We start from the raw sequence: 21,707 nt of genomic DNA, 5'->3' as shown, positions 1-21,707 counted from the left end.
CGCTTCAGTTCCATATGCCGATAGGCTGGCGATAAGTTCGGATAGGCGGTTTCCGTCATATACGGACAAATGCAGTCGGGACCGGGGGGTCTTGGTGAGTGCAGTGGTCTACGCACACCGGAGGTGCCAGCATGAGCGAACAGCATGTGACGTCCTTCGCTGAACCCGCGCCGGCCGCCGGCCTTGCGGAGAGAGCGACCAGCTGGAGAAAGCTGCCCCTGGTCGCCAATGAACGCCAGGCATTGCTGGTCATGGGGGGCATGACCCTGCTGATCGGCATGACGGTGCTCGTGATGGTGCCGGCAGGTCTGTTCGGCCCCGTCGAGTCGGTCGGAGTACTCATCGCCGCGCTGTCGACGATCCCCGTCGCAGTTGCGTGGTGCGCAGCGCGCACATGGCCTCGCCACGTCCTTGTGGTCTCGTTCGTCGTCTACGCCGATGCCGCGGTCATCTTCGTGCTCAGCGCTTTTCAGGACCACTTCGCTGCGCTGCAGTTCAGCGCACTGCTATGTCTGGTCGCACTATTCGCAGCCATCGGCGGGTCGCTGCGTCTGCTGGCCGGCCACCTGGTGGTCTCGGTGCTGACGATGTCCGTCATGGCGTTCCTGTCGGTTCGGGAAGGTGTGAGTCCGTGGCTGGTGGTCGCTCGCACCGTCTTGCTCTGCCTGCTGTTCGCCGTGCCGATCGTCTTGCACGTCTACGTGCAGCGCCTGCGCCAACGTGCGACCGAGGCACTGGTGGATCCCCTGACCGGACTGTGGAATCGGCGCGGACTATTCGACGTACTGGACGACAGAAGCGTCTCTGACTCGGTAGCGGGCGACTCCGTCATCGGGGTGATCGTGATCGACATCGACCGCTTCAAACACCTCAATGATCTGTATGGCCATGACGGCGGCGACAACGTCCTGTGCGAGGTCGGTCGGCGCCTGATAGATGCCGGCTCCGCGGGTGCGGTCGTGGCGCGGGTCGGCGGCGACGAATTCGTCTGCGTACACCGCGGGTCGCGAACCGCCGTCGCCGCGGCGGAAGACAGGATTCGTACCGGCCTGGTGGAATCGTTCGCCGGCCCGGCGTTCACGGTGAGCGTGGGATCGGCCACCGATGTCATCAGTGCCGACCAGACCGGCAGCACCATGGTGCGGCGCCTCATGGCGTTGGCTGATATCGAGATGTACCGAACCAAACGCCGTGTCACCGGGGATCTCCGGTTCGACGGGGCCGACACGGACTCGCCCGCACCGGCGATCCCGGCGATTCGACAGCGTGTGAGGGCGTTGATCGCGGCCGGCGGCCCTGAGATCGTCTTCCAGCCCGTGGTGTTCGCCGCGTCGGGCAAGGTTGTCGGCTACGAGGCGCTGTCTCGATTTGCCCACGGGAGCGGCTTCCCACTGACCTGGTTTCGGGATGCGACGGTGGCCGGAGTCGCCGGTGAGCTGGAACTGGCTGCTATCGACAATGCTCTGATCGCCATGCAGTCCCTGCCGCCCGATGCGTTCGTGTCCCTGAATACCTCTGCTGACACCATCCTCACCGGTGAGCTCCTCGCCCGTCTTGCCCCGCACCTGGCTTTCCGGTCGTTGTATTTGGAGTTCACCGAGCATCAGCGGGTAGATAACTTCGATGCCGTCGCACTGGCCATGGAGGAACTCCGTGCCGCCGGAGTAAAACTGGCGATCGACGACGTCGGCTCCGGGTTCGCCAGCCTGCTGCCCATCGTGGAATTGCGGCCCGACATGCTCAAAACAGACTGCAGCTTGATGTGCGGTATCGACACCGATCGGGTGCGCCGCGCCGCGGCTGCGGCCCTCTGTACCTTTGCGCATGAGACCGCCGCGGTGGTGCTGATGGAGGGTGTGGAAACACCAGCACAGCACCGCGTTGCGGTCGAGATCGGCGCCGACTACGCCCAGGGCTCGCTTTATGGCATGCCTGCCCCGGTCGAAGCCTTCGCGACCGTGTCGGCGCACCGCGGCTAGTTGTCTGCCCCAGAAGGCTCTTCTGCGTGGAACGTTCGCACCGCCCGGATCTTGTTCATGACGTCCAACGCGGCGACCTTGTAGGCCTCGGAGAACGTCGGATAATTCAACACAGCATCGACGAGGTACTCCACGGTGCCGTCGCAGCCCATCACGGCTTGCCCGATATGGACCAGTTCGGTGGCCGCGGTACCGAAGATATGAACGCCGAGTAGCTTGTGATCCTCGGTGGAGACCAACAACTTCAGCATCCCGTAGGAGTCGCCGGCAATCTGCCCCCTGGCGAGCTCGCGGTATCGAGAGACGCCGAACTCGTATGGTATCGACTTGGCCGTGAGCTCGGATTCCGTTGCGCCGACGAAGGATACCTCCGGAATGGAGTAGATCCCGATCGGCTGTAGGACCGTCATATCGTGGGCCGGCTCCTCGAATGCGTGGTACGCGGCTAAGCGTCCCTGGTCCATCGAGGTTGCCGCAAGCGCGGGGAATCCGATGACATCGCCGACGGCGAAGATGTGCTTGACCGAGGTCCGGAATTGTTCGTCCACCTCGACGCGTCCGCGGTCGTCGGTGGCCAAACCCGCCGCCGCAAGATCCAACCCGTCGGTGCACCCGACGCGCCCGGCCGAGTACATCACCGCGGCGGCCGCTATCTGTTTCCCGCTCGCCAGGGTCGTGAGCGTCCCGGTCGTCGACACGTCTACGCCGGTCACCTCCTCGCCGAAGCGGAACGTGACGGCGGAGTCGCGCAGGTGAAAACGCAACGCTTCCACGACTTCTGGATCGCAGAAATCCAGCATGGTGTCGCGCTTCTCGACCACTGTCACCTTGCTGCCGAGGGCGGCGAAAATTGAGGCGTACTCGATACCGATGACACCAGCGCCGACGACCACCATGGACGTGGGGATGAAGTCGAGGTTGACGATCTCATCGGAGTCGAGTACGCGTTCCTGATCGAAGTCGACCCCTTCTGGCCGGCGCGGCGTGGTGCCGGTCGCGATGACGATGAATTTCCCTGTCAGAGTTCGCTGTTCGGCCCCGACAGGCCCTTCGATTGTCACGGTGTTGGCGTCGGTGAAGCTGCCGTGGCCGGTGTGTAAATCGATGCGGTTGCGGGTGAACTGGTCCCGGATCACGTCGATCTCCCGCTTGACGACGTGCGCGGTACGTTCCTGTAGATCGGCGGGGGTGATCTTCTCTTTGACGCGGTAGCTGGCCCCGTATAACTCGCGCTGGTTCATGCCCGTCAGGTAAACGACTGCCTCGCGCAGTGTTTTGGACGGAATGGTCCCGGTGTTGACGCACACCCCGCCGAGCATCTGCCGGTGTTCGACGACCGCCACGGTTTTTCCGAGTTTGGCGGCGGCAAGCGCCGCTTTTTGCCCACCCGGACCGGAGCCGATCACGATCAGGTCGTATTCCGCCTTGATAGCCATGGGTGCTGCATACCCACATCGTCGGCTCCGGCGCGCGAACTTCAGGGGGAACGCAGTCAGGCGTTTCACAATTTCTGTGCGGGGCATACCCATGCAGCTTTGTGAAGTGACACAGGCCACATGCGGCCGGAATGGGGATGGACCGATGAACCTCACCCGCACCAAAAGTGTTGAACAGTCGATTGCCGACACCGAAGAGTCTGAACACCAGCTACGCAAGGAACTCGGACCCGTCCAGCTGACCGTCTTCGGCGTCGGGGTGATCCTCGGCACCGGCATCTTCGTGCTGACGGGCGAGGCCGCAGGGGAGAAGGCCGGGCCCGCAATCGCCCTGTCATTCGTCTTCTCCGGCATCGCATGCGCGCTGGCCGCGCTCTGCTATGCGGAGTTCGCCAGCACCGTTCCGGTGGCGGGTTCGGCGTACACCTTCTCCTACGCGAGCCTGGGGGAGATGGTCGCGTGGATCATCGGCTGGGATCTGATCCTGGAATTGGCGCTGGGGGCCAGCACCGTCGCTGTGGGGTGGTCGAGCTACTTCGCCGACGTGATGAAGGGTGTCGGCATCACCATTCCCGGCTTCATGTACGGCGAAGGCCACAATTTGATAGCCGCGGCCATCGTGCTGATCCTGACCGCTGTCCTCTGTGTCGGCATCAAGATTTCCTCACAGGTCAACTTCGTGTTCGTGGTCATCAAGGTCGCGATCGTGCTGTTTGTGATCGTGGCCGGGCTGTTCTTCATCAAGATGAGCAATTACTCGCCGTTCGTGCCACCGTCGGGTTCGCCGGCGGCCTCGGGTGCGGAAGCCACCCCGTCGCTGCTGCAAGACCTCGGTCTGTCGCCGGGCGCATTCGGCATAAGCGGGATCTTCACGGGGGCGGCGTTGGTGTTCTTCGCCTACATCGGGTTTGACATCGTCGCGACCGCAGCGGAAGAGACCAAGAACCCGCAGCGGGACATGCCGATCGGAATCTTCGCCTCACTGGGTATCTGCACCGTGCTCTACGTTGCGGTCTCGCTGGTGGTGACCGGGATGGTCAAGTACACCGACATCAAGATCGATGCCCCACTCGCGGAGGCATTTCGGTCGGTCGGTCACCCGGCCTTCGCCACGGTGATCTCGATCGGAGCTTTGGTCGGGCTGACCACCGTCATGATGGTGCTGATGCTCGGGCAGAGTCGAGTCTTCTTCGCCATGAGCCGAGATAGGTTGTTGCCGGCCGCCTTTGCCAAAGTCAACCCGCGCTTCGGCACACCGATCCGTACGACGATGGTCACCGGTGTGGTCGTCGCAGTGGTGTCCACCTTTGTGCCGCTGTCGGCACTCGCCGAACTGGTGAACATCGGAACGCTCTTCGCGTTCGTGCTCGTCGCGATCGGCGTCGTCGTACTCCGGCGCACCCGGCCCGATCTCAAACGCGCCTTCCGCTGCCCGGGTGTGCCGGTGGTGCCAGTACTCGCCGTGCTGACAGCGGTCTACCTGATGCTGAACCTGCCTGCGGCCACGTGGATCCGGTTCGCGATCTGGATGGCGTTGGGGTTGGTGGTGTACTTCGTCCACAGCAGGCGTCACAGTCGCCTGGCCACCGAGCCGGACTATGACCGCAAAGCTGAAGTCTCCGAGACAGCTTGAGCATCGCTCCCAGGACATCGGCAGGTTACCGCCGGTCACCGCGGGTAGCCGAACAGCGCGGCGCATTGGCGTCGCACGGCACAGATTAAGGATGCATCGATGCTCCACGAAATTGTCCTGGCCGCTCAAAGCCAGCCAGAAGCCGCAGGCTTTATCCTTCGGGGAATCAAGGGGATCTTCGTCGCGATCGGCAGCGTCATCGCTGCCATCATCTGCGCCGTCATCGCCGGCACCAAGGGTCGCAGCGCGTTGCTGTGGGGAGTGCTCGGCCTGTTCTTCTCGATCCTGACCCTCATCGTCGTGATCGTCATCCCGTCCAAGAAGGCCTGACACCTGACCCGCCAGATGTAACGCCAGCGCACCGATATACGGTCCAGATATGAGTCAAGTATCGGTTATCACCGGTGGCGCCGGCGGGATGGGTTTGGCGACGGCGACCATCATCGGCCGCGACCGAGCCGTCGTCCTGTGTGATGTCCGTCAAGACCGCCTCGACGGCGCGGAGGCCGCCTTGAACGACCTCGGCATCTCCGCCACCATCGTCAACGCCGATGTCACCGATCGCCAGGCGGTCGACCGGTTGTTCGAGGTAGCGGCCGGTCTGGGGTCGCTGGCATCGGTGGTCCATACCGCGGGCGTCAGCCCCAGCATGGGCAGCGCCGATTACGTGATGCGGACCAACGCCATTGGCACGCTCAACGTCAACGAAGCGTTCTACCGGGTTGCCGGCGAGGGCGCGTCGATCGTCAATGTGGCGTCGATGGCAGCGCACATGTTGCCCGACGAGATCATTCCCACGCAGCACTTTCCGAAGGCTTTGCACAATGAGGATGACTTCCTCAGTGCGATGGCGTCCGCGTGCAGCATTGCACCCGAGGAGGCCCGCCCCGGATTGGCCTATGGGATCAGCAAGAGCTTCGTCAGGTGGTACACCACCTCGCAAGCCGAGCGGTTCAACGGTCGTGGGCTGCGGATCGTCTCGGTCTCCCCGGGGTCGGTCGATACCGAGATGGGCTTACTCGAGGCGGATGCCGGAGCCGGCGCGATGGTCACCGACTTCGCGATCCCGCGGTGGGGTAAGGCGGAAGAGATGGCCGAGCTGCTGGCTTTCTGTGTCAGCGCAAAGGCCGGCTATCTCACCGGCACCGACATCCTCAACGACGGCGGAGTGATCGCGTCGATGAAGGAGCGCGCCCGGGTGGCCGCCGCCGACGGCTGAGCCGGGACGTCATCCGGCCCAAGCCTGTTCGTTCTTTTCACGGCGTGCGCTTTCCTCGGCACGGTCATGTGCCCAGGCCTCCTCGAAGCTCTGTCCGCGTTGACCGTCGGGAAGGGGAGAGCGACTGCGGGAGGGCACGCGATTCATCACCCGGCTCAGCGTCTTGGGAGCGGTGGTCGGCTCCCATTGTGGGATGGCCGTACTCAGCGCGGCAAGGGATTTCAGCACCACGAATACTCCGAACAGTGCGGTGGGCGCGTCGGCAATGGCAATCCCGATGAAACCGACGATGAGCGTGAGATGGACGACGATGACTCGGCTGAGGCCGCGAAGGGCCAGCTGCTCAACCTGCCAGAACGACCACCTACGCAGGCTGAGCAGATCCGCCACAAAATCGAGAGCGAGAAAGAGGCTGACGCTGAGAACGCCGAAAGCGACACTGCGCCAGGTGATGACAGCAGTCTCGTGCCCGCCGTCGCGGTTCACGATGAAGAAGACCGCCCACAGGAACACGGCGTGTGCAGCGCAGAACGCAAAGCTGGTGACGACGAATCCTGTGAGGAACGAAGAGCTTTGGGAATGGCGCCGACTCGCGCTCGGTGCCTGATACCTGAAGTGTCCGCGACGCGGAGTCCAATGCTGGTGCAGGATCACGCGGGCCGCAATGAAAAGGCAGGCCACCACGGTCTCACACCAGTAGACGACAAGAGTGGTGGCGCCTGACCAGTCTTCGGCGAACCAACCGAACGCGGGCACGGCGATCACGGCCAGCGTCGCCACGACGTGAACGATCCGGATCATGCCAGGACTCTAGGTTGGTGGACGTCTTCGAACAATGGGCCGGCCGGACGCCTTGGTCACGGTGAATATTGGCGCGGTGAAAGTGTTTGGGGTGAAAGTAATCGTGAACCGGTTACGCTTCGGCGAGGTTGCCATGCGGCCGAGATAGGGGAATCGACCCATAATGAGTGAGACTACGGGCCCGGCATTTACCGGAGTGCACCATCTGTCGTTAACGGTGACTGATCTTGAGGCCAGCCTCGCGTGGTACGAGCGCGTTTTTCGCACCCAGCGCCTCGCTGTCAAAATCCCGCATTACGGTCGGGAGGACTCCGGCTACTGCGTCTTATTGCCGGAGCCGCGGTCGGGCCTGTTATTCGGCCTGCACACCAATACCGGAAATCAAGGGGAGCCCTTCGATGAGGCCCGCACGGGTCTGGATCACGTGTCCTTCCGGGTGGCGGGCCGCGCCGACCTGGAGGCCTGGACGCGGTGGCTCGACGAGCTTGGCGTCGAGCACAGCGATATCGTGGACGAGACCGAACCGATCGTCTACTCGACGGTGGTGTTCCGCGATCCTGACAACATTCAACTCGAACTCATCGCCACCGACTGACTGAGTCGACTCAGAAACCTTAGATACCGCTTTGGTGGATGGTCTGTATCAGATGCCCGCAGGTGTCATCGAATACCAGGCTCTTGATTCCCATGCCGATCTTTTCGTTGCCGTCAATGGTCGAGCCCATGGTGATGACGCCAATTCCATTGGTACATCAGGTCTGAACCAAAATTGACGCCGCCGTCGTAGATCCCATGGGCGCGGCGCGAGCGAGGGTCGCCGCGTAGCCTGGTGGCCGGGGTGTGAAGCAGGGGGGCGTTTCGCCGGCCACCCTCATGCGCTGTACCAAGCTGCGTTGCGCGGGCGCCAATCACAACTCCCGACCATCATGCACCGCAGAGGGGATGCACCTTGACATGGCAGCCACAGCACATCGCCGGGGAACACGGCAATTTCATCGTGCCTCGACGAACAGCGCTCATGCTGCCGCCACTGCTGGTCGCGGGCGCGGCATTGACGCAGATGCCACGTGCGGTCGCCGAGCCAGGTCGGTGGTCAGCTGATCGGGCCCATCGCTGGTATCAGGCGCAGGGGCGGCTCGTCGGGGCGAACTTCATCACGTCGAACTCCATCAACCAACTCGAAATGTTCCAGCCTGGTACCTATGACCCGCGCCGCATCGATGCTGAGCTGCGCGTCGCCGCGTTGATCGGGCTCAACACCGTACGGGTCTTTCTGCATGATCAGCTCTGGACTCAGGACCGCGCCGGATTTCAACTTCGCCTGGCGCAGTTTGTCGGCTGCGCAGCGCGTTACGGCATCAAGCCGCTGTTCGTGTTCTTTGATTCGTGTTGGGATCCACGGCCGCGGCTGGGGCCGCAGCGCGCGCCGCGGCCCGGAGTGCACAACTCCGGATGGGTGCAAAGTCCGGGTGCAGAACGTCTGGGTGACCGTGGCTATACCCGGGTCATGCGCGACTACGTTCTGGGCGTGTTGCGCCAGTTCCGCAATGACGATCGGGTTTTGGCCTGGGATCTGTGGAACGAACCCGATAATCCAGCGGACGTGTATCGCACGGTGGAGCGAAAGGACAAACTCGAACTGGTCGCGGCACTACTGCCGCAGGTATTCCAGTGGGCACGGACTGTCGATCCCATTGCGCCATTGACGAGCGGTGTCTGGCAAGGGCAGTGGGCAGATCCGCGGCGCCGCAGCGCAATCAGCACAATCCAACTCGACAACTCCGACGTGGTGACATTCCACAGCTATGCCGCACCGCCCGAATTCGAAGCGCGGATCGGCGAACTCGCGCCATTGGGCCGGCCCATGTTGTGCACGGAGTATCTGGCCCGAACCGAAGGCAGCACGGTGGAAGGAATTGCGCCAATGGCGCACCGGCACAACGTCGGTGTTTACAACTGGGGCCTGATAGCGGGAAAGACGCAGACGTTCCTGCCGTGGGATTCGTGGGACCACCCGTATCTGACACCACCCAAAGAATGGTTCCACGATCTCGTACATCCCGATGGACGGCCGTACCGTGATGGCGAAGTCCACGCGATCCGGACGCTGACCCGCAGGGACCGTCCCGGCCCTGGCAAGCGGCCCAGCACCGACTGGCATGCACGTCGGGGTAGGCGGGCTCCGGGTTGACCCATCAGCTTTCCAGGGCACCATGGAGGAGATGACGACAACACCGACCGTCGAAGCAACGATCACCGGATTGACCTTGCCGGAGAAGGCGTCGCTGCTCAGCGGTGCCAACTTCTGGCATACGAAAGCGATCGAGCGAGCCGGTATCCCGTCGGTCATGCTCACCGACGGTCCGCATGGACTGCGTAAGCAGCGCCAGGGTGGCGACCACCTCGGCCTCGGCGACAGTGTCCCGGCCACGTGCTTCCCGCCTGCTGTCGGACTGGGTTGCTCGTGGGATCCTGAACTGATCCGACGGGTCGGGGTGGCCCTGGGTGCCGAGGCTGCCGTCGAGGACGTCGCAGTGGTGCTCGGGCCCGGCGTCAACATCAAAAGGTCTCCGCTGTGTGGCCGCAACTTCGAGTACTTCTCCGAAGATCCCGTCGTGTCGGGTGTGCTCGGTGCGGCCATGGTGCAGGGTATGCAGGCCAGCGGGGTCGGGGCTTCGCTCAAGCATTTTGCGGCCAATAACCAAGAGCACGACCGGATGCGGGTGAGTGCCGATATCGATCCGCGACCGCTACGCGAGATATACCTGCGGGGCTTTCAGCGGGTGGTGCAAGAGGCTGCGCCATGGACGGTGATGTGTTCCTACAACCAGATCAACGGTGTGTACGCGTCAGAAGACCCCTGGCTGTTGACGGACCTGCTGCGCGGCGAATGGGGTTTTGGCGGACTCGTCGTCTCCGACTGGGGTGCGGTGAACGACCGTGTCTCGGCACTGGCCGCGGGTATGGATCTCGAGATGCCTGGATCGAAGGGCTTCTCGGACGCTCAGATTGTTGCGGCGGTCCGGGACGGATCGCTGAGCGAACGGCAGGTCGATGATGCGGCAACCCGTGTTCTCAATCTGGTGCGCAGATCCCAAATGAGTTCGGCCCCTGTCATGTTCGATGTCGACGAACACCATGCGCTGGCTCGGGAAGCGGCCGGCCGGTCGATCGTACTGCTAAAAAACGAGGGCGGTGTTCTCCCGTTGTCGACCGACGCGGATATCGCAGTGATCGGAGTGTTCGCGTCCGATCCGCGCTACCAGGGCGCGGGTTCGTCAATGATCAATCCGACCCGACTCGATAATGCGCTCGATGAAATTCGTTCTCTGACAGCAGGAAACGTAGCTTACGCGGCGGGTTTCAGCACCGCGGTGGACGTGTCCGAGTCAGAGTCGGCACGGCTGCGCGACGAGGCCGTCGGGGTGGCAGCTGCTGTCGCTGTCGCGATCGTGTTCCTCGGTCTGCCCGCGCGTGAGGAGTCCGAAGGCTACGACCGCGACGGCATCGACCTTCCGGCACAGCAGTTGGCATTGCTGGACGCCGTTGTTGCCGCGAATCCGAACACAGTGGTCGTCCTGTCCAACGGCGGTGTGGTCGCGCTACCGTTCGCCACGAAAGTGCCGGCGATCCTTGAGGGTTGGCTCCTGGGTCAGGCGGGCGGTGGCGCGACAGCCGATGTGTTGTTCGGTGCGGTGAACCCCTCGGCGAAGCTGACGGAGACGATTCCGCTACGGCTGGCGGATACTCCCGCCTACCTCGACTTTCCCGGTGAGTTCTCCCACGTGCGCTACAGCGAAGGGCTTTTCGTGGGCTATCGCTGGTATGACGCCCGCGACGTCGACATCGCATTTCCGTTCGGCTACGGCCTGTCCTATACGGCGTTCGAGTACGGCACGGCCGCGGCCGCGGTCAACGGTGACGGTGACATCGAGGTGAGGGTCACCGTGACCAACACCGGACCAGTGGCGGGCCGAGAGATCGTGCAGGTATACACCTCTTTGCCCGGTAGCGACGTGACGCGTCCGCCGCGCGAGCTCAAGGCGTTCGCATCCGTCGCACTCGCGAGCGATGAGACCCGTGACGTGGTCCTGAATGTCAGACGAAAAGACTTGGCGTACTGGGATATTCGTGTCGATTCGTGGGTCGTCGAAGGTGGACGCTATACCGTCGACGTGGCCGCATCCAGTCGCGATATCAGGTCCTCGGTGCAGATCGAGGTCGTCGGTGATGAGGTGGCGCTGCCGCTGTCCCGTGCATCGTCGATAGGTGAGGTGCTGGCGCACCCGGTCACGGGCCCGATTCTGCAATCGGCGATGGCGGCGATGATGAGTGATGCCGGTGATGCCGCGGCGATCATGCCCGAAGGTGTCGATCTCACCCGGATGATCGATTCGTTCCCGATTGGCAGAGTCGGCATGTTCGCAGCCGGTGGTGATGTGGAGTTCGACCCGGGCATGATCGACGCACTCATCGCATTGGGCACCGCACCCGGACCCGGGTGATTGTTACGGGCTGCGGACCAACTCGATCACCGGGATGACCCGTTTGGTATTGCGTTGATATTCGCCGAACTGGGGTTCGACGGCGCTCTGTTTTGCGTAGATCTCATCCCGTTCGGCGCCCTCTAGCACCCGCACCGTAGCCGGGAACGTTTCGGAGCCCAATTCGACTGTCACTGAAGGGTTCGCCACCAGGTTCCGGTACCAGTCTGGATTGCTGTCGGCGCCGCCTTTGCTCGCGAAGATGTAGATCTGGTCGCCCTCGAGCAGGGGAACCAGCGGAGCGATCCGTTCGATACCGGACTTCGCGCCGATGTGATGCACGAGCACCAGGGGTTTGCCGGTGAACATGCCCCCGGCCTTACCGCCGGTCTCGCGGAATTCCTCGATCACCGGGCGGTTCATTGCGTCAAAGTCTTCTGCTTCGGTCATCAACGAATCGTAGAACGGATCCGTCGATGGCCCAGGGCGTTACCCGACGAGGACCCCGGGTGACCGAGGTCCTCGTCGAGAACTGAATTACGGAGTGCCGACGCAGATACCGCCGGCGCACGCTCCTGCGCCACCGGGTCCTGCGGTGGCACCGGCTCCGGGCACGCCCGCAGTCACACCACCCGGACCCGCACCGGCACCGGCACCGCCGGCACCCGCGCTGGCTCCACCCGGTCCCGCACCCGCGCCGGCGCCAGGCACGCCCGCGGTGGCCCCGCCCGGTCCGGCGCTCGCACCCGGCGCGACAGTTTCGGTGCCGCTGCCGGCTGTGGTCTCCGGTGCCATGGTGGTGGTCTCTGCCGGCGTCGTCACGGTCGTCGTCGTGGTGGTGCTGGTTTCGGAACTCGATGAGGAATCCGTTCCACTGTCACTGCTGCCGCATGCCGCGGTCAGGGTGCTCAGCGCGATTGCGGCCGCTATCGCTGCAGTCGCAGACATGCGACGGGAAGTTCGGCTACCGGTCATCATCATCAGCCTCAAATTCTGTGTGTTGGATCGCGTACTCATGCGATCTACCCATTCATCCCCAAAGCCATGCCTATTTACGCGATCGGTCGCTCGGGGACGATCAGCACCGGAGTGGCGGTATGGGCCACGACGGCGGCCGCGACACTGCCCTGCAGGTGCCCCAGCAGGCCGTTTCGACGGTGCGGCGCCAGCACGATCAGGCTCGCGTGGTGTTCGTCGGCGGCTTCGACGATGCCTTTCCACGTCGGTGCGGCCTCGACGGCCACGCTGCACGCGCGTAGGCCGGCCTCCTCAGCCAGCGCTGCGCCATGAGCGGCGGTCTGCTCCGCCGCCCGCCGCACCGCACTGGCCTGGTCGGCGTCGAAGTGTCCCGTGCCGGCGGGGGTGAATCCCACCTCGACAGGCTGCCAAACGGTGGCGATCAGCACCTGCCGCTGGGGTGCCAGCTGTGCCGCGGCGGCCGTGATCGCGCAAGCCCCCAGTGCGGATCCGTCGTAGGCGATGAGCACCGGTGCCGCGGCCGCGGGCTGATCCGCCACCGCCACCGCCATCGCAGTGACAGGGACGCCTGCGATTTCACCGGTCGCCACACCCGGCCGGAGTTTGGCCAGCAGCGGCGGCGAGTACCACGCTGGGGAGTCGCCGTCGAGGAACTCGTCCAGATCGGGTCGCTGAGGCCGGGCGCCGCTGAGCGCGTAGACGGCCACGCCGAACACCGCGCCGCCGACGGCGAGGCCAAAGCCGATCCAGAGCGCATCCCCGGTGCCGGAGAGCAGATCCGTCGAGGCCGTCATGGCGAAATGGGCCAGGATCGGCGCCACCATGAACGCGGCGACCGCCCGCAGCAACTCGATGATCGCGAAGACGCGCTGCAGGCTGTTCGATTGCAGTGAGAAACCGGCGACGAACAGCGCGGGTGCGACGGTGGCGCCCAGTGCGAGGCCCGTCAGCGCCGCGGCGACCAGGACCAGCGGTTGATTGGCGGGCAGCGCGATCTTGAACACCAGAATCCCGGCGGCGAGCAGCACCATGCCCACCAGCGGCAGGTAGTGCATGGCACGTCGGGTGATGACGATGCCGAACACCACCGCCATCACGATGGCGCCGCCAAGTTCTGGCAGGTAGAGCAGTCCGACCCGGACGGGGTTGAAGGTCTGCAGCAGTACGTTGGCGGTCAGCGCGGTCGCCGCCACCGATGCCGCCGCGGCGAACAGTGCTACCCCGACGCCGGCGACCGGGATTGCGCTGGTGAGCATCGTGCGGACAGTCAGCAGCGGACGGCGCGCGCGGAACTGATAGACGATGAGCACCACTATCAACGCCAGCCCGCCGAACATCGGGATGGTGACCGCAGCATCGCCGAAGCCGTGGGTGGTCAGTTGTGCGGCTCCCACGAAGGCGGCGCCGCAGCCGACCGCAGCCAGAGCGATGGCGGGTAGATCGCGTGGAGCGTCGCGATCGGCGGGCGGGGCGTCTTCGAATGTCAACGCCGCCATCACCAGGGCCAGCGCCGCGATCCCGGCGATGATCCAGAACAGCGGTCGCCACGCTTGCGACTCGGCCTGCGCCCCGCCGATGAACGGCCCAAGGGCCACCGCCCCGAAGACGCACATGTTCATGATCACCGCGGTGTAGCGCAGCTTGTCCTTGGGAAAGCCGATCGTCAGGGACGGAGCCGCGGCGATCAACAGCATGCTGGTGGCCAGGCCCTGCAAGACATGTCCGGCGATGAACATGCCGGCGTTTTGCGCCGAGGCCGACAGCACGGAGCCGATCACCAGGACGACCGCATACAGCAGCAGCATCCGACGCTGCGGCAGGTGCTGAGCGAATTGGACAGCCAGCACCGTGCCCACGGCATAGGCCGCATTGCCAAGACCCGAACTGAGGCTCATCGCCTGAGCGCTCATGTGAAGCTGGGCGGAGATCACCGGCACCAGCGGATCAAGTGCCGCCGACAATGCCAGGTAGGGGATCAACGCCAGCGTGACCATCGCTGCGACAGCGGGATACCGGCCGGCAAGCGGGCCCTGGCGCATCAGGCAGGCCTGCCAATGCTGGTCAATGAGATGGGTTTGAGCACGTGTCCGTCAAACAATCGAAGGCCAGCGGATTCTTCCCCGTCGGCCGAAGGTATGTCGAAGGTCACGCAGAAGCTGGCAGAAAGCTGGGGGCTGGCCCGCTCGGTTTTATCCGTGCGATTGACGTCGCCGTCAGCGCGCCTTTCCTGTGTAGAACTTGCCGACACCGGAATGGATTGTCTCTCTTCTATTTTCGATATGACCCGCTAGGGTGTCGGACATGCTGTGGGCCAAGGTGGCTGGGAGTGTCGTCGTCGGTGTCGCCTGTGTGATTGGCCCGGTCCCCGTGGCGCAGGCAGCGGTTCCCGACTGGTCGGGTCTGGACGCCCGCTTCTACTCGGAGCCGATTGCGCCGCAGGGCGGCACGTTGATCACCCAGGTGCCGCTGGATCCGGCGCTGTCTGTCGCAGGCGCGGGCGGGGCTTATCGGATCCTCTATTCCACGCTGAACCAGCACGACCAGCCGGCGGTCAGCACCGCAGTGGTGTTCACCCCTAAGTCCGCGCCGCCACCGGAGGGGTGGCCCACCATCGCATGGGCGCATGGCACCGTCGGGTTGGGGGATGACTGCACTCCGTCGGCGCAGCCGCGCAGCCCCCGCGATAACGAGTACCTCACCCATTGGCTGGACCAGGGATATGCGGTGGTCGGTACCGATTACGTCGGACTCGGCACACCGGGCCTGATGAGCTACCTGAACAGCCTCTCCACCGCGCACGCGGTGGTCGACTCGGTGATTGCCGCCCACCAGATGGGCTTGGCGCTCTCTTCGGAGTGGGCCATCGTCGGACAGTCACAGGGCGGCGGCGCCGCGGTCAACAGCGCGCGTTGGGCCACTGAACTCGCGGCGGGCAGCGGACTCAACTACCGCGGTGTGGTCGCGACGGGAACCCCGGCCAATATCGAAAGTGTGGTCAAGCTCGGCGGTCCTGACCTCGAGCTGCCTGCGCAACTCGGGCCAGCGGCCAACAGCTACACCGCCTACATTCTGGCCGGGTTCCGCGAGGCCCGACCCGATATCGACGTCAACAGTGTCTTGAGCCCGGCCGGGGTCAAGGCCGTCGACCGTGCCGAGACGGCGTGCAAGCCCGAGCTCGACAAGGAATTGGCAGAGATGACCCCGACCCAGTTCTTCGCCGCGCCGCTGGCATCCCTGCCGGGTGTCTCTGAGGCGCTCGACGACTACATGGGCACCCCGGTCAGCGGCTACGACAGGCCGATCTTCCTCGGGGCGGGGCTGCTGGACCGCGATGTTCCTGCGAAGTCGTCGCTGTTGCTGTACGACCAACTCAAGGCCAACAACCAGGACGTCGAGCTCAAGATCTATCCCGACGAGGACCACAGCGGCACAGTGCTGGCGTCACTACCGGATTCGACGCCCTTCCTGGCTGCATTGTTCGACGGCGGATAAGTCCATCTCACGGAAGGCAAATCGATGTGCACGAGGGTGATCTGGTCCAGCCCCGACGGTCCGGTCATCGTTGGCCGCAACATGGACTACCACCGCGATACCGGAACGAATCTGTGGATCCTCCCGCGGGGTATCGAGCGCAACGACGGTGTCGGCGGCTCGCTGAACTGGACCGCCACGTACGGCAGCCTCATCGCCAGCGCGTATGACCTGATGTCGGTAGACGGTGTCAACGAGACCGGACTCGCCGGCCACATTCTCTGGCTGACCGAATCCGAGTACGGCCAACGCGACACGTCGCGCCCGGCCTTGAGCATGGCCGTGTGGCTGCAGTACTTCCTCGACAACTTCGCCACTGTCGCCGAGGCCGTCGCCTGGATCGAGAAGCAACACGTCCAGGTGGTGCCGCTGGCGGATCCGGGCACCGGCGAGGTGCCCGCGGTACATCTGGCCTTGGACGACGCCACCGGCGACTCCGCGATCATCGAATACCTCGACGGCACACCGACGATCTGGCATGACCGTAAGTACCAGGTGATGACCAACTCGCCATCGTTTGGCGAACAGCTCGAATTGCTGGCCCAGATCGACGTATTCGGTGGTGCCAAGACGTTGCCCGGTACGACGGCGGCAGCCGACAGATTTGCCCGCGCCTCGTATTACGCCCGCCGGCTGCCGGATCCCGCCACGCCGCTCGACGCGGTCGCCGGGATGCTCAGCGTTATCCGAAATACGGCTCAGCCCTTCCGAATTCCCGATCCGGGTAAACCAGAGGCGTCCCAGACAATCTGGCAGACCGTCACCGACCTGACCAACAGGCGCTACGTATTCTCCTCGACCACCAAGCCCAATATCGTCTGGATCGACCTTGATGAACTGGATTTCGGTACGACGGCGCAGGCAGCCAAACTCGATCTGACTGCCGATACCGCGCTCGAAGGCGGCCTGGTCGGCAATGTAACGGCGAAGTTCAGTGCTGCCGCACCGATGCAGTTCCTCACCCTCGCCCCGTAGCCCGGGGGAATAGCCTCGGTGCGAATTGGCGTTTGAAGGCCGCAGTCCAGAGATAAAGGGTGCAAATGAAATTCGGTATTTCGACATTCGTGACAGACGACAGCATCGACACGGTTTCACTGGCACGGGCCATCGAGGAGCGCGGTTTTGCCTCCCTGGTCATCGCCGAACACACGCACATTCCGGCGAGCAGGGAATCGGCCTACCCGATGGGTGGCGATCTGCCGGACATCTACTACAAGACCCTTGACCCGTTCGTGACCCTGGCCGCGGCGGCGGCGGTGACCTCCAAGATCCAGCTGTTCACCGGGATCGCTCTGCTGATCCAGCGGGATCCGATCATCGCCGCCAAGGAAGCCGCGAGCATCGACCTGATCTCCGGTGGCCGCTTCGTGCTCGGGGTGGGGGCAGGCTGGAACCTCGAGGAGTTGCGCAACCACGGCACCGATCCGAAAACACGCGGCGCGCTACTCGACGAGCGCATCGAAGCCATCAAGGCGCTATGGACCACCGAGCCTGCCGAGTACCACGGCACCTACGTCGACTTCGGTCCGTCGTTCATTCGTCCCAAGCCGGTGCAGAAGCCGCATCCGCCGATCTACATCGGAGGCAATTCCGACGCCACGGTCAAGCGGGTGGTTCGGCACGACGCGGGCTGGATCGCCAACCCGTTCCCGCCCGAGGTACTGGCCAAGCGCATCGGTCAGATGAACGAGGGCGCCGGCCACGACGTTCCGCTGGCTCAGTTCGGCACTCCCACCGACCCGGCGTACTGGGGCGCCCTCGACAAGCTGGGGTTCGGTCAAGCGGCGCTACTGCTGCCCAGCGTCCCGCTCGATGAATCGCTTCGACTACTCGACGAGTATGCCGCGCTGGTCGACCAGTACCGCGGTTAGAGTGCTAAGTAGGTCTAAGAGAAATACGTACTGAAAAGTCTGGAGTCCACACCGATGAGGTTGATCAAGACCGCACTGGCCGCTGCTGCTGTCGCCGGCGGCCTCACTGCCGGGGCGCTGGGATTCAGCGTGGCCGCAAGCGCTGACCCGCCACCACCACCGCCGCTGCCCGCCGAAGTGGATCCCGGTCCGCCGCCGCCGGCGTGGGCGCCGCCGAAGCCGCTGCAACCGCTCTGGTCGCCGAACACCCCGGTGGTCTGGGATCCGGGCTGGGGTGGCAAGTGGGGAATGTGGGTCAACGGACAGTTCCTCACGCTGACGTAATCCGTCGTTCATCGGTGCCGCACTCGCCGCGGCAAGGATGACGGCATGGATCCCATGACCGGCTCGAGCGCCGAGACAACGCTGCGGCTGATCTGGCCGCAATGGCAGGGTGCCGGCCGGGATATGGTCGCGCACCTGACTCCCGGTATCCCCGCGGAGCAGGCCCGGCATGGGTATGTCACCGGCACATCCGTTCTGCAGGCGGTGCTGCCGCCGCATGACGGGCCGACCGCGACGGTGCCGGTATCTCTTGACGACGAGGGCACCGAACTGCGGGACGGGATCGACGCCAAGTCGGCCGTACTGACCCAGCTGGCAGCGGCTTTCGAGGTCATCGGTTCCTATGACGCCGACCGCATCCTCACCCTCGGCGGTGAATGCTCGGTCAGCGTCGCCCCCTTCGCTGCGCTCGCCGCCAGATATGGCGATGATCTCGCCATTGTCTGGGTCGATTCGCACCCCGACGTCGGGACGCCCGCCAGCGATTACCCCGGGTACCACGCGATGGCCGTGGCGGTACCGGTCGGCCACGGTGATTCCGAGATTCTCGAACTGCTTCCTGCGACGGTTCCGGGGTCCCGCGTCGCTCTGGCGGGTCTGCATTCCTGGACCGACGACGACTTCCCCAACGTGGCGGCCTGGGGGCTTTCGGTCTTCGCACCCCAGGCGCTGCGCGAATCCAGTGAGCCGCTGCTGGCTTGGCTGGCCGGAACCGGCTGCTCACGAGTGGCCATTCATCTCGATGTCGATGTCGTCGACAGCAACGAGGAATGCTTCGGCCTGGGCGCTGAACCCGACGGACTCACATCGGCTCATGTGCGGCGCCTGATCGGCGACCTGCGCGGGGCAGCCGACGTCGTCGGACTCACCATCGCCGAGTACATCCCGCGGCAGGTGCTTGCGCTCCAGCGACTGGTCGACGGTATGCCCCTGATATGACCGCGGTGGCGCGAAGGTGTCCCCGCCGGGAGAGTGGTGTGACCACCAGCGGTCAAGATGCGGGTTTTCCGTTGTGCCCTTTTTGGCTATACAGCCCCGGATGACGGCTGACCGCGCGTTGGAACGTCCACCTGAGACAGCACGCATCATCGACTAGTGAGGGACTGGATGCCGGAGAAGGCAGAAGACACGGCCGGAGATGACTCGAACCACGAGCCGACCGACATTACCTACGAGGAGCATCTGCACCCGGCACGACCGCGGACGCTGCGCTTCCGGCCACGGGTCAAGGTGCCGTTCACCCGCCGCTCAGTGGCCGAGGACGGTCCGGCGACCGCCGAAAACGGCGCCTACGTGCGATGGTTGCTGGCGCAGTCGATGTTGGCTGACGCCAATGACATCAGCCAACAATTCTCCGGTCAGGGCTCGATGTGGCAGAACCCCTTCGCCAACCCCAGCCCGCGGGCGGCGGTGACTGCGGCCTCGGTGTGGTTCACCGCATATCCGCTATCGCTGATCACCCGCCCCAACGAGTCGTTCCTGCATGCCATGGCCGACGAGGAAATGTGGAAAGCATTCGCAGATATCGGGATCGAGGCCATCCACACCGGTCCGGTGAAACGGGCGGGCGGTATCTCAGGTTGGCAGTACACCCCAAGTGTGGACGGACACTTCGACCGGATCAGCACCCAGATCGATCCGGCGTTCGGCAACGAGGAGGAGTTCCGCAAGATGTGCGGGACCGCCAGTTGGTACGGCGGCACGATCATCGACGACGTCGTTCCCGGGCACACGGGTAAAGGAGCCGATTTCCGGTTGGCGGAAATGAAGTACGCCGACTATCCGGGCATTTACCACATGGTCGAGATCGATCCCAGGGACTGGGATGAGCTTCCGGAGGTCCCGTCCGGCGCGGACTCGGTCAACATCGACGGCGCAACCGAAGAGTGGCTGGACAAGGCCGGTTACATCATCGGTCGCCTGCAACGGGTGATCTTCTACGCCGACGGGGTCAAGGAAACCAACTGGAGCGCCACGCGCGCCGTTGTCGGTGTCGACGGTGTCGAACGACGCTGGGTGTACCTGCACTACTTCAAAGAGGGCCAGCCGTCGATCAACTGGCTTGACCCCTCCTTCGCTGGGATGCGGATGGTGATCGGGGACGCGCTGCACTCGCTGACCGATCTCGGCACCGGCGCCCTGCGACTTGACGCCAACGGATTCCTCGGCGTGGAAAAGAGCACTGCAGAAGGCAATCCGGCCTGGTCCGAAGGGCACCCGCTGTCTGAAGCGGCAAACCATCTGATCGCCAGCATGGTCCGCAAGGTCGGCGGGTTCACCTTCCAGGAACTCAATCTCACCATCGACGACATCCGCCAAACCGGTGAAGCCGGTGCCGACCTGTCGTACGACTTCATCAACCGGCCGGCCTACCAGCATGCACTGGCCACCGGTGATACCGAATTCCTGCGGCTGACCCTGCGCACGTCGATCGAACTGGGTGTCGACCCTGCATCGCTTGTGCATGCTCTGCAGAACCACGACGAGCTGACCTATGAGCTCGTGCACTGGTCGACCGGGCACCGCGACGACATCTACACCTATAAGGGGCAGGAGATCACCGGTGAAGAACTGGGAGCCTCTGTCCGCGGCGACCTGACCGAACGGCTGACGGGCCCCAACGCCCCCTACAACCTGGTGTTCACCACCAACGGCATCGCGTCGACCACCGCGACGGTGATCGCTGCGACGCTGGGCATCACCGATCTGGACACCATCGACGATGCCTTCGACATCGACCCGATCCGTCGGGCGCACCTGCTGCTGGCCATGTTCAACGCATTGCAGCCGGGAGTTTTTGCGTTATCGGGCTGGGATATCTGCGGCATGCTGACCTTGCCCGCCGAAGACGTCGCCGAGTTGCTCGACGGCGGTGACACCCGCTGGATTCATCGCGCCGGGCACGATCTGATGGGCGTCAACGACCGGGCCACCCGATCGATGGCCGGAATGCCCCGCGGGAGAAGCCTTTACGGCTCTATCCCCGATCAGCTCAACGACGAGACAAGCTTCCTGCGTCAGTTGCAGGCGATTTTGCGGGTGCGCTCGCACTACGGCATCGCGACCAGTCGTCAGGTCGATATCCCCGAGGTGTCACATCGCGGCATGTTGGTGCTCGTGCACGAGTTGGAGACGCCGGGTCAGCATCAGCTGACCGTGCTCAATTTCGCCAACGAGGATATTGCGGGCACCGTACGTTCGGAACATCTGCCACCGCGAGCTGAGGTGTCAGATATGTTCACCGGCAAGGCATTTGCGACGGTCGACGATCTGCACAGCTTTACGGTGGAAATGCCTGCGCACCACGGGATGTCATTGCTTGTCGAGGCACCGGCGCCGGTCGAGGCGGAGTAGTCGGCGCCAACCCTATTTACTAGGACGTCAAATAGGTTCGGCGCCAAGGCAACTCAACCCCTGAGGGCGCCCTTGGGGCACTTGGATTGGAACCGCC

General features: G+C 64.1%; 17 protein-coding genes and 1 pseudogene. 13 read left to right on the top strand and 5 right to left on the bottom strand.

Features of this window, described 5'->3' with window-relative positions; translation table 11 throughout:
* Positions 1 to 131: 131 nt before the first annotated feature.
* Positions 132 to 1,979 (top strand): EAL domain-containing protein, encoded by a 1,848-nt coding sequence (locus tag ADBZ9O_RS02030; RefSeq protein WP_526527905.1) that lies wholly within the window; start codon positions 132 to 134, stop codon positions 1,977 to 1,979.
* On the opposite strand, the gene sthA is transcribed toward ADBZ9O_RS02030, so the two are convergent.
* Positions 1,976 to 3,415: a Si-specific NAD(P)(+) transhydrogenase gene (gene sthA / locus ADBZ9O_RS02025; RefSeq protein ID WP_526527903.1), complete on the bottom strand. Its 1,440-nt coding sequence runs from the start codon at positions 3,413 to 3,415 to the stop codon at positions 1,976 to 1,978. The genes ADBZ9O_RS02030 and sthA overlap by 4 nt on opposite strands.
* A gap of 145 nt (positions 3,416 to 3,560) precedes the next feature.
* On the opposite strand from sthA, the gene ADBZ9O_RS02020 reads away from it, so the two are divergent.
* The 3 genes from ADBZ9O_RS02020 to ADBZ9O_RS02010 all read left to right on the top strand — a co-directional run bounded on the left by ADBZ9O_RS02020 (position 3,561) and on the right by ADBZ9O_RS02010 (position 6,267).
* Positions 3,561 to 5,048 (top strand): amino acid permease, encoded by a 1,488-nt coding sequence (locus ADBZ9O_RS02020; protein WP_526527901.1) that lies wholly within the window; start codon positions 3,561 to 3,563, stop codon positions 5,046 to 5,048.
* Between the two features lie 99 nt (positions 5,049 to 5,147).
* Positions 5,148 to 5,378 carry a deoxyribodipyrimidine photolyase gene (locus ADBZ9O_RS02015; RefSeq protein WP_526527899.1) on the top strand — a complete coding sequence of 77 codons (231 nt, stop codon included), beginning with the start codon at positions 5,148 to 5,150 and terminating at the stop codon, positions 5,376 to 5,378.
* A 49-nt stretch (positions 5,379 to 5,427) separates the two neighbouring features.
* Positions 5,428 to 6,267 (top strand): SDR family NAD(P)-dependent oxidoreductase, encoded by an 840-nt coding sequence (locus tag ADBZ9O_RS02010; RefSeq protein ID WP_526527897.1) that lies wholly within the window; start codon positions 5,428 to 5,430, stop codon positions 6,265 to 6,267.
* 9 nt (positions 6,268 to 6,276) lie between these two features.
* Here the strand turns inward: ADBZ9O_RS02010 and ADBZ9O_RS02005 are convergent, their stop codons facing one another.
* The gene (locus tag ADBZ9O_RS02005; protein WP_526527895.1) at positions 6,277 to 7,068 is read right to left on the bottom strand and encodes a DUF6498-containing protein; all 792 of its coding nucleotides are present in this window, start codon (positions 7,066 to 7,068) and stop codon (positions 6,277 to 6,279) included.
* A 163-nt stretch (positions 7,069 to 7,231) separates the two neighbouring features.
* Between ADBZ9O_RS02005 and ADBZ9O_RS02000 the strand changes: the two genes are divergently transcribed.
* The 3 genes and pseudogenes from ADBZ9O_RS02000 (at position 7,232) to ADBZ9O_RS01990 (ending at position 11,573) form a co-directional block, all read left to right on the top strand.
* The gene (locus ADBZ9O_RS02000) at positions 7,232 to 7,663 is read left to right on the top strand and encodes a VOC family protein (protein WP_526527893.1); all 432 of its coding nucleotides are present in this window, start codon (positions 7,232 to 7,234) and stop codon (positions 7,661 to 7,663) included.
* A gap of 402 nt (positions 7,664 to 8,065) precedes the next feature.
* Positions 8,066 to 9,178, top strand: a pseudogene (locus ADBZ9O_RS01995) (glycoside hydrolase 5 family protein); the annotation flags it as partial.
* Between the two features lie 112 nt (positions 9,179 to 9,290).
* Positions 9,291 to 11,573: a glycoside hydrolase family 3 C-terminal domain-containing protein gene (locus ADBZ9O_RS01990; RefSeq protein WP_526527891.1), complete on the top strand. Its 2,283-nt coding sequence runs from the start codon at positions 9,291 to 9,293 to the stop codon at positions 11,571 to 11,573.
* Between the two features lie 3 nt (positions 11,574 to 11,576).
* Here ADBZ9O_RS01990 and ADBZ9O_RS01985 read toward each other — a convergent pair whose 3' ends face one another.
* The 3 genes from ADBZ9O_RS01985 to ADBZ9O_RS01975 all read right to left on the bottom strand — a co-directional run bounded on the left by ADBZ9O_RS01985 (position 11,577) and on the right by ADBZ9O_RS01975 (position 14,569).
* Positions 11,577 to 12,002, bottom strand: coding sequence for a nitroreductase family deazaflavin-dependent oxidoreductase (locus ADBZ9O_RS01985; RefSeq protein WP_526527889.1), 426 nt, complete (start codon positions 12,000 to 12,002; stop codon positions 11,577 to 11,579).
* 87 nt (positions 12,003 to 12,089) lie between these two features.
* Positions 12,090 to 12,500: a hypothetical protein gene (locus ADBZ9O_RS01980; RefSeq protein ID WP_526527887.1), complete on the bottom strand. Its 411-nt coding sequence runs from the start codon at positions 12,498 to 12,500 to the stop codon at positions 12,090 to 12,092.
* Between the two features lie 104 nt (positions 12,501 to 12,604).
* Positions 12,605 to 14,569, bottom strand: coding sequence for an MFS transporter (locus ADBZ9O_RS01975; protein ID WP_526527885.1), 1,965 nt, complete (start codon positions 14,567 to 14,569; stop codon positions 12,605 to 12,607).
* Positions 14,570 to 14,831: 262 nt separating this feature from the next.
* On the opposite strand from ADBZ9O_RS01975, the gene ADBZ9O_RS01970 reads away from it, so the two are divergent.
* The 6 genes from ADBZ9O_RS01970 to treS all read left to right on the top strand — a co-directional run bounded on the left by ADBZ9O_RS01970 (position 14,832) and on the right by treS (position 21,610).
* Positions 14,832 to 16,022, top strand: a complete 1,191-nt coding sequence (locus tag ADBZ9O_RS01970) for an alpha/beta hydrolase family protein (RefSeq protein WP_526527883.1) — start codon at positions 14,832 to 14,834, stop codon at positions 16,020 to 16,022.
* Between the two features lie 24 nt (positions 16,023 to 16,046).
* A complete protein-coding gene (bsh, locus tag ADBZ9O_RS01965; protein WP_526527881.1) occupies positions 16,047 to 17,036 on the top strand; it encodes a bile salt hydrolase in 990 nt (329 codons plus the stop codon).
* 65 nt (positions 17,037 to 17,101) lie between these two features.
* Positions 17,102 to 17,932: an LLM class F420-dependent oxidoreductase gene (locus tag ADBZ9O_RS01960; protein ID WP_526527879.1), complete on the top strand. Its 831-nt coding sequence runs from the start codon at positions 17,102 to 17,104 to the stop codon at positions 17,930 to 17,932.
* Between the two features lie 54 nt (positions 17,933 to 17,986).
* The gene (locus ADBZ9O_RS01955; protein ID WP_526527877.1) at positions 17,987 to 18,256 is read left to right on the top strand and encodes a hypothetical protein; all 270 of its coding nucleotides are present in this window, start codon (positions 17,987 to 17,989) and stop codon (positions 18,254 to 18,256) included.
* 45 nt (positions 18,257 to 18,301) lie between these two features.
* Positions 18,302 to 19,195, top strand: a complete 894-nt coding sequence (locus ADBZ9O_RS01950; RefSeq protein WP_526527875.1) for an arginase family protein — start codon at positions 18,302 to 18,304, stop codon at positions 19,193 to 19,195.
* A 168-nt stretch (positions 19,196 to 19,363) separates the two neighbouring features.
* Complete coding sequence (gene treS / locus ADBZ9O_RS01945) at positions 19,364 to 21,610, top strand: maltose alpha-D-glucosyltransferase (protein WP_526533782.1); 2,247 nt, start codon at positions 19,364 to 19,366, stop codon at positions 21,608 to 21,610.
* The last annotated feature ends 97 nt before the right edge of the window (positions 21,611 to 21,707 follow it).

Origin of the sequence: Mycobacterium sp., assembly GCF_965229105.1 — a bacterium.
Classification (GTDB): Bacteria; Actinomycetota; Actinomycetes; order Mycobacteriales; family Mycobacteriaceae; genus Mycobacterium.
The sequence above is the reverse complement of the archived record's forward strand: the minus strand, read 5'-3'. Positions and strand labels throughout refer to the sequence as shown.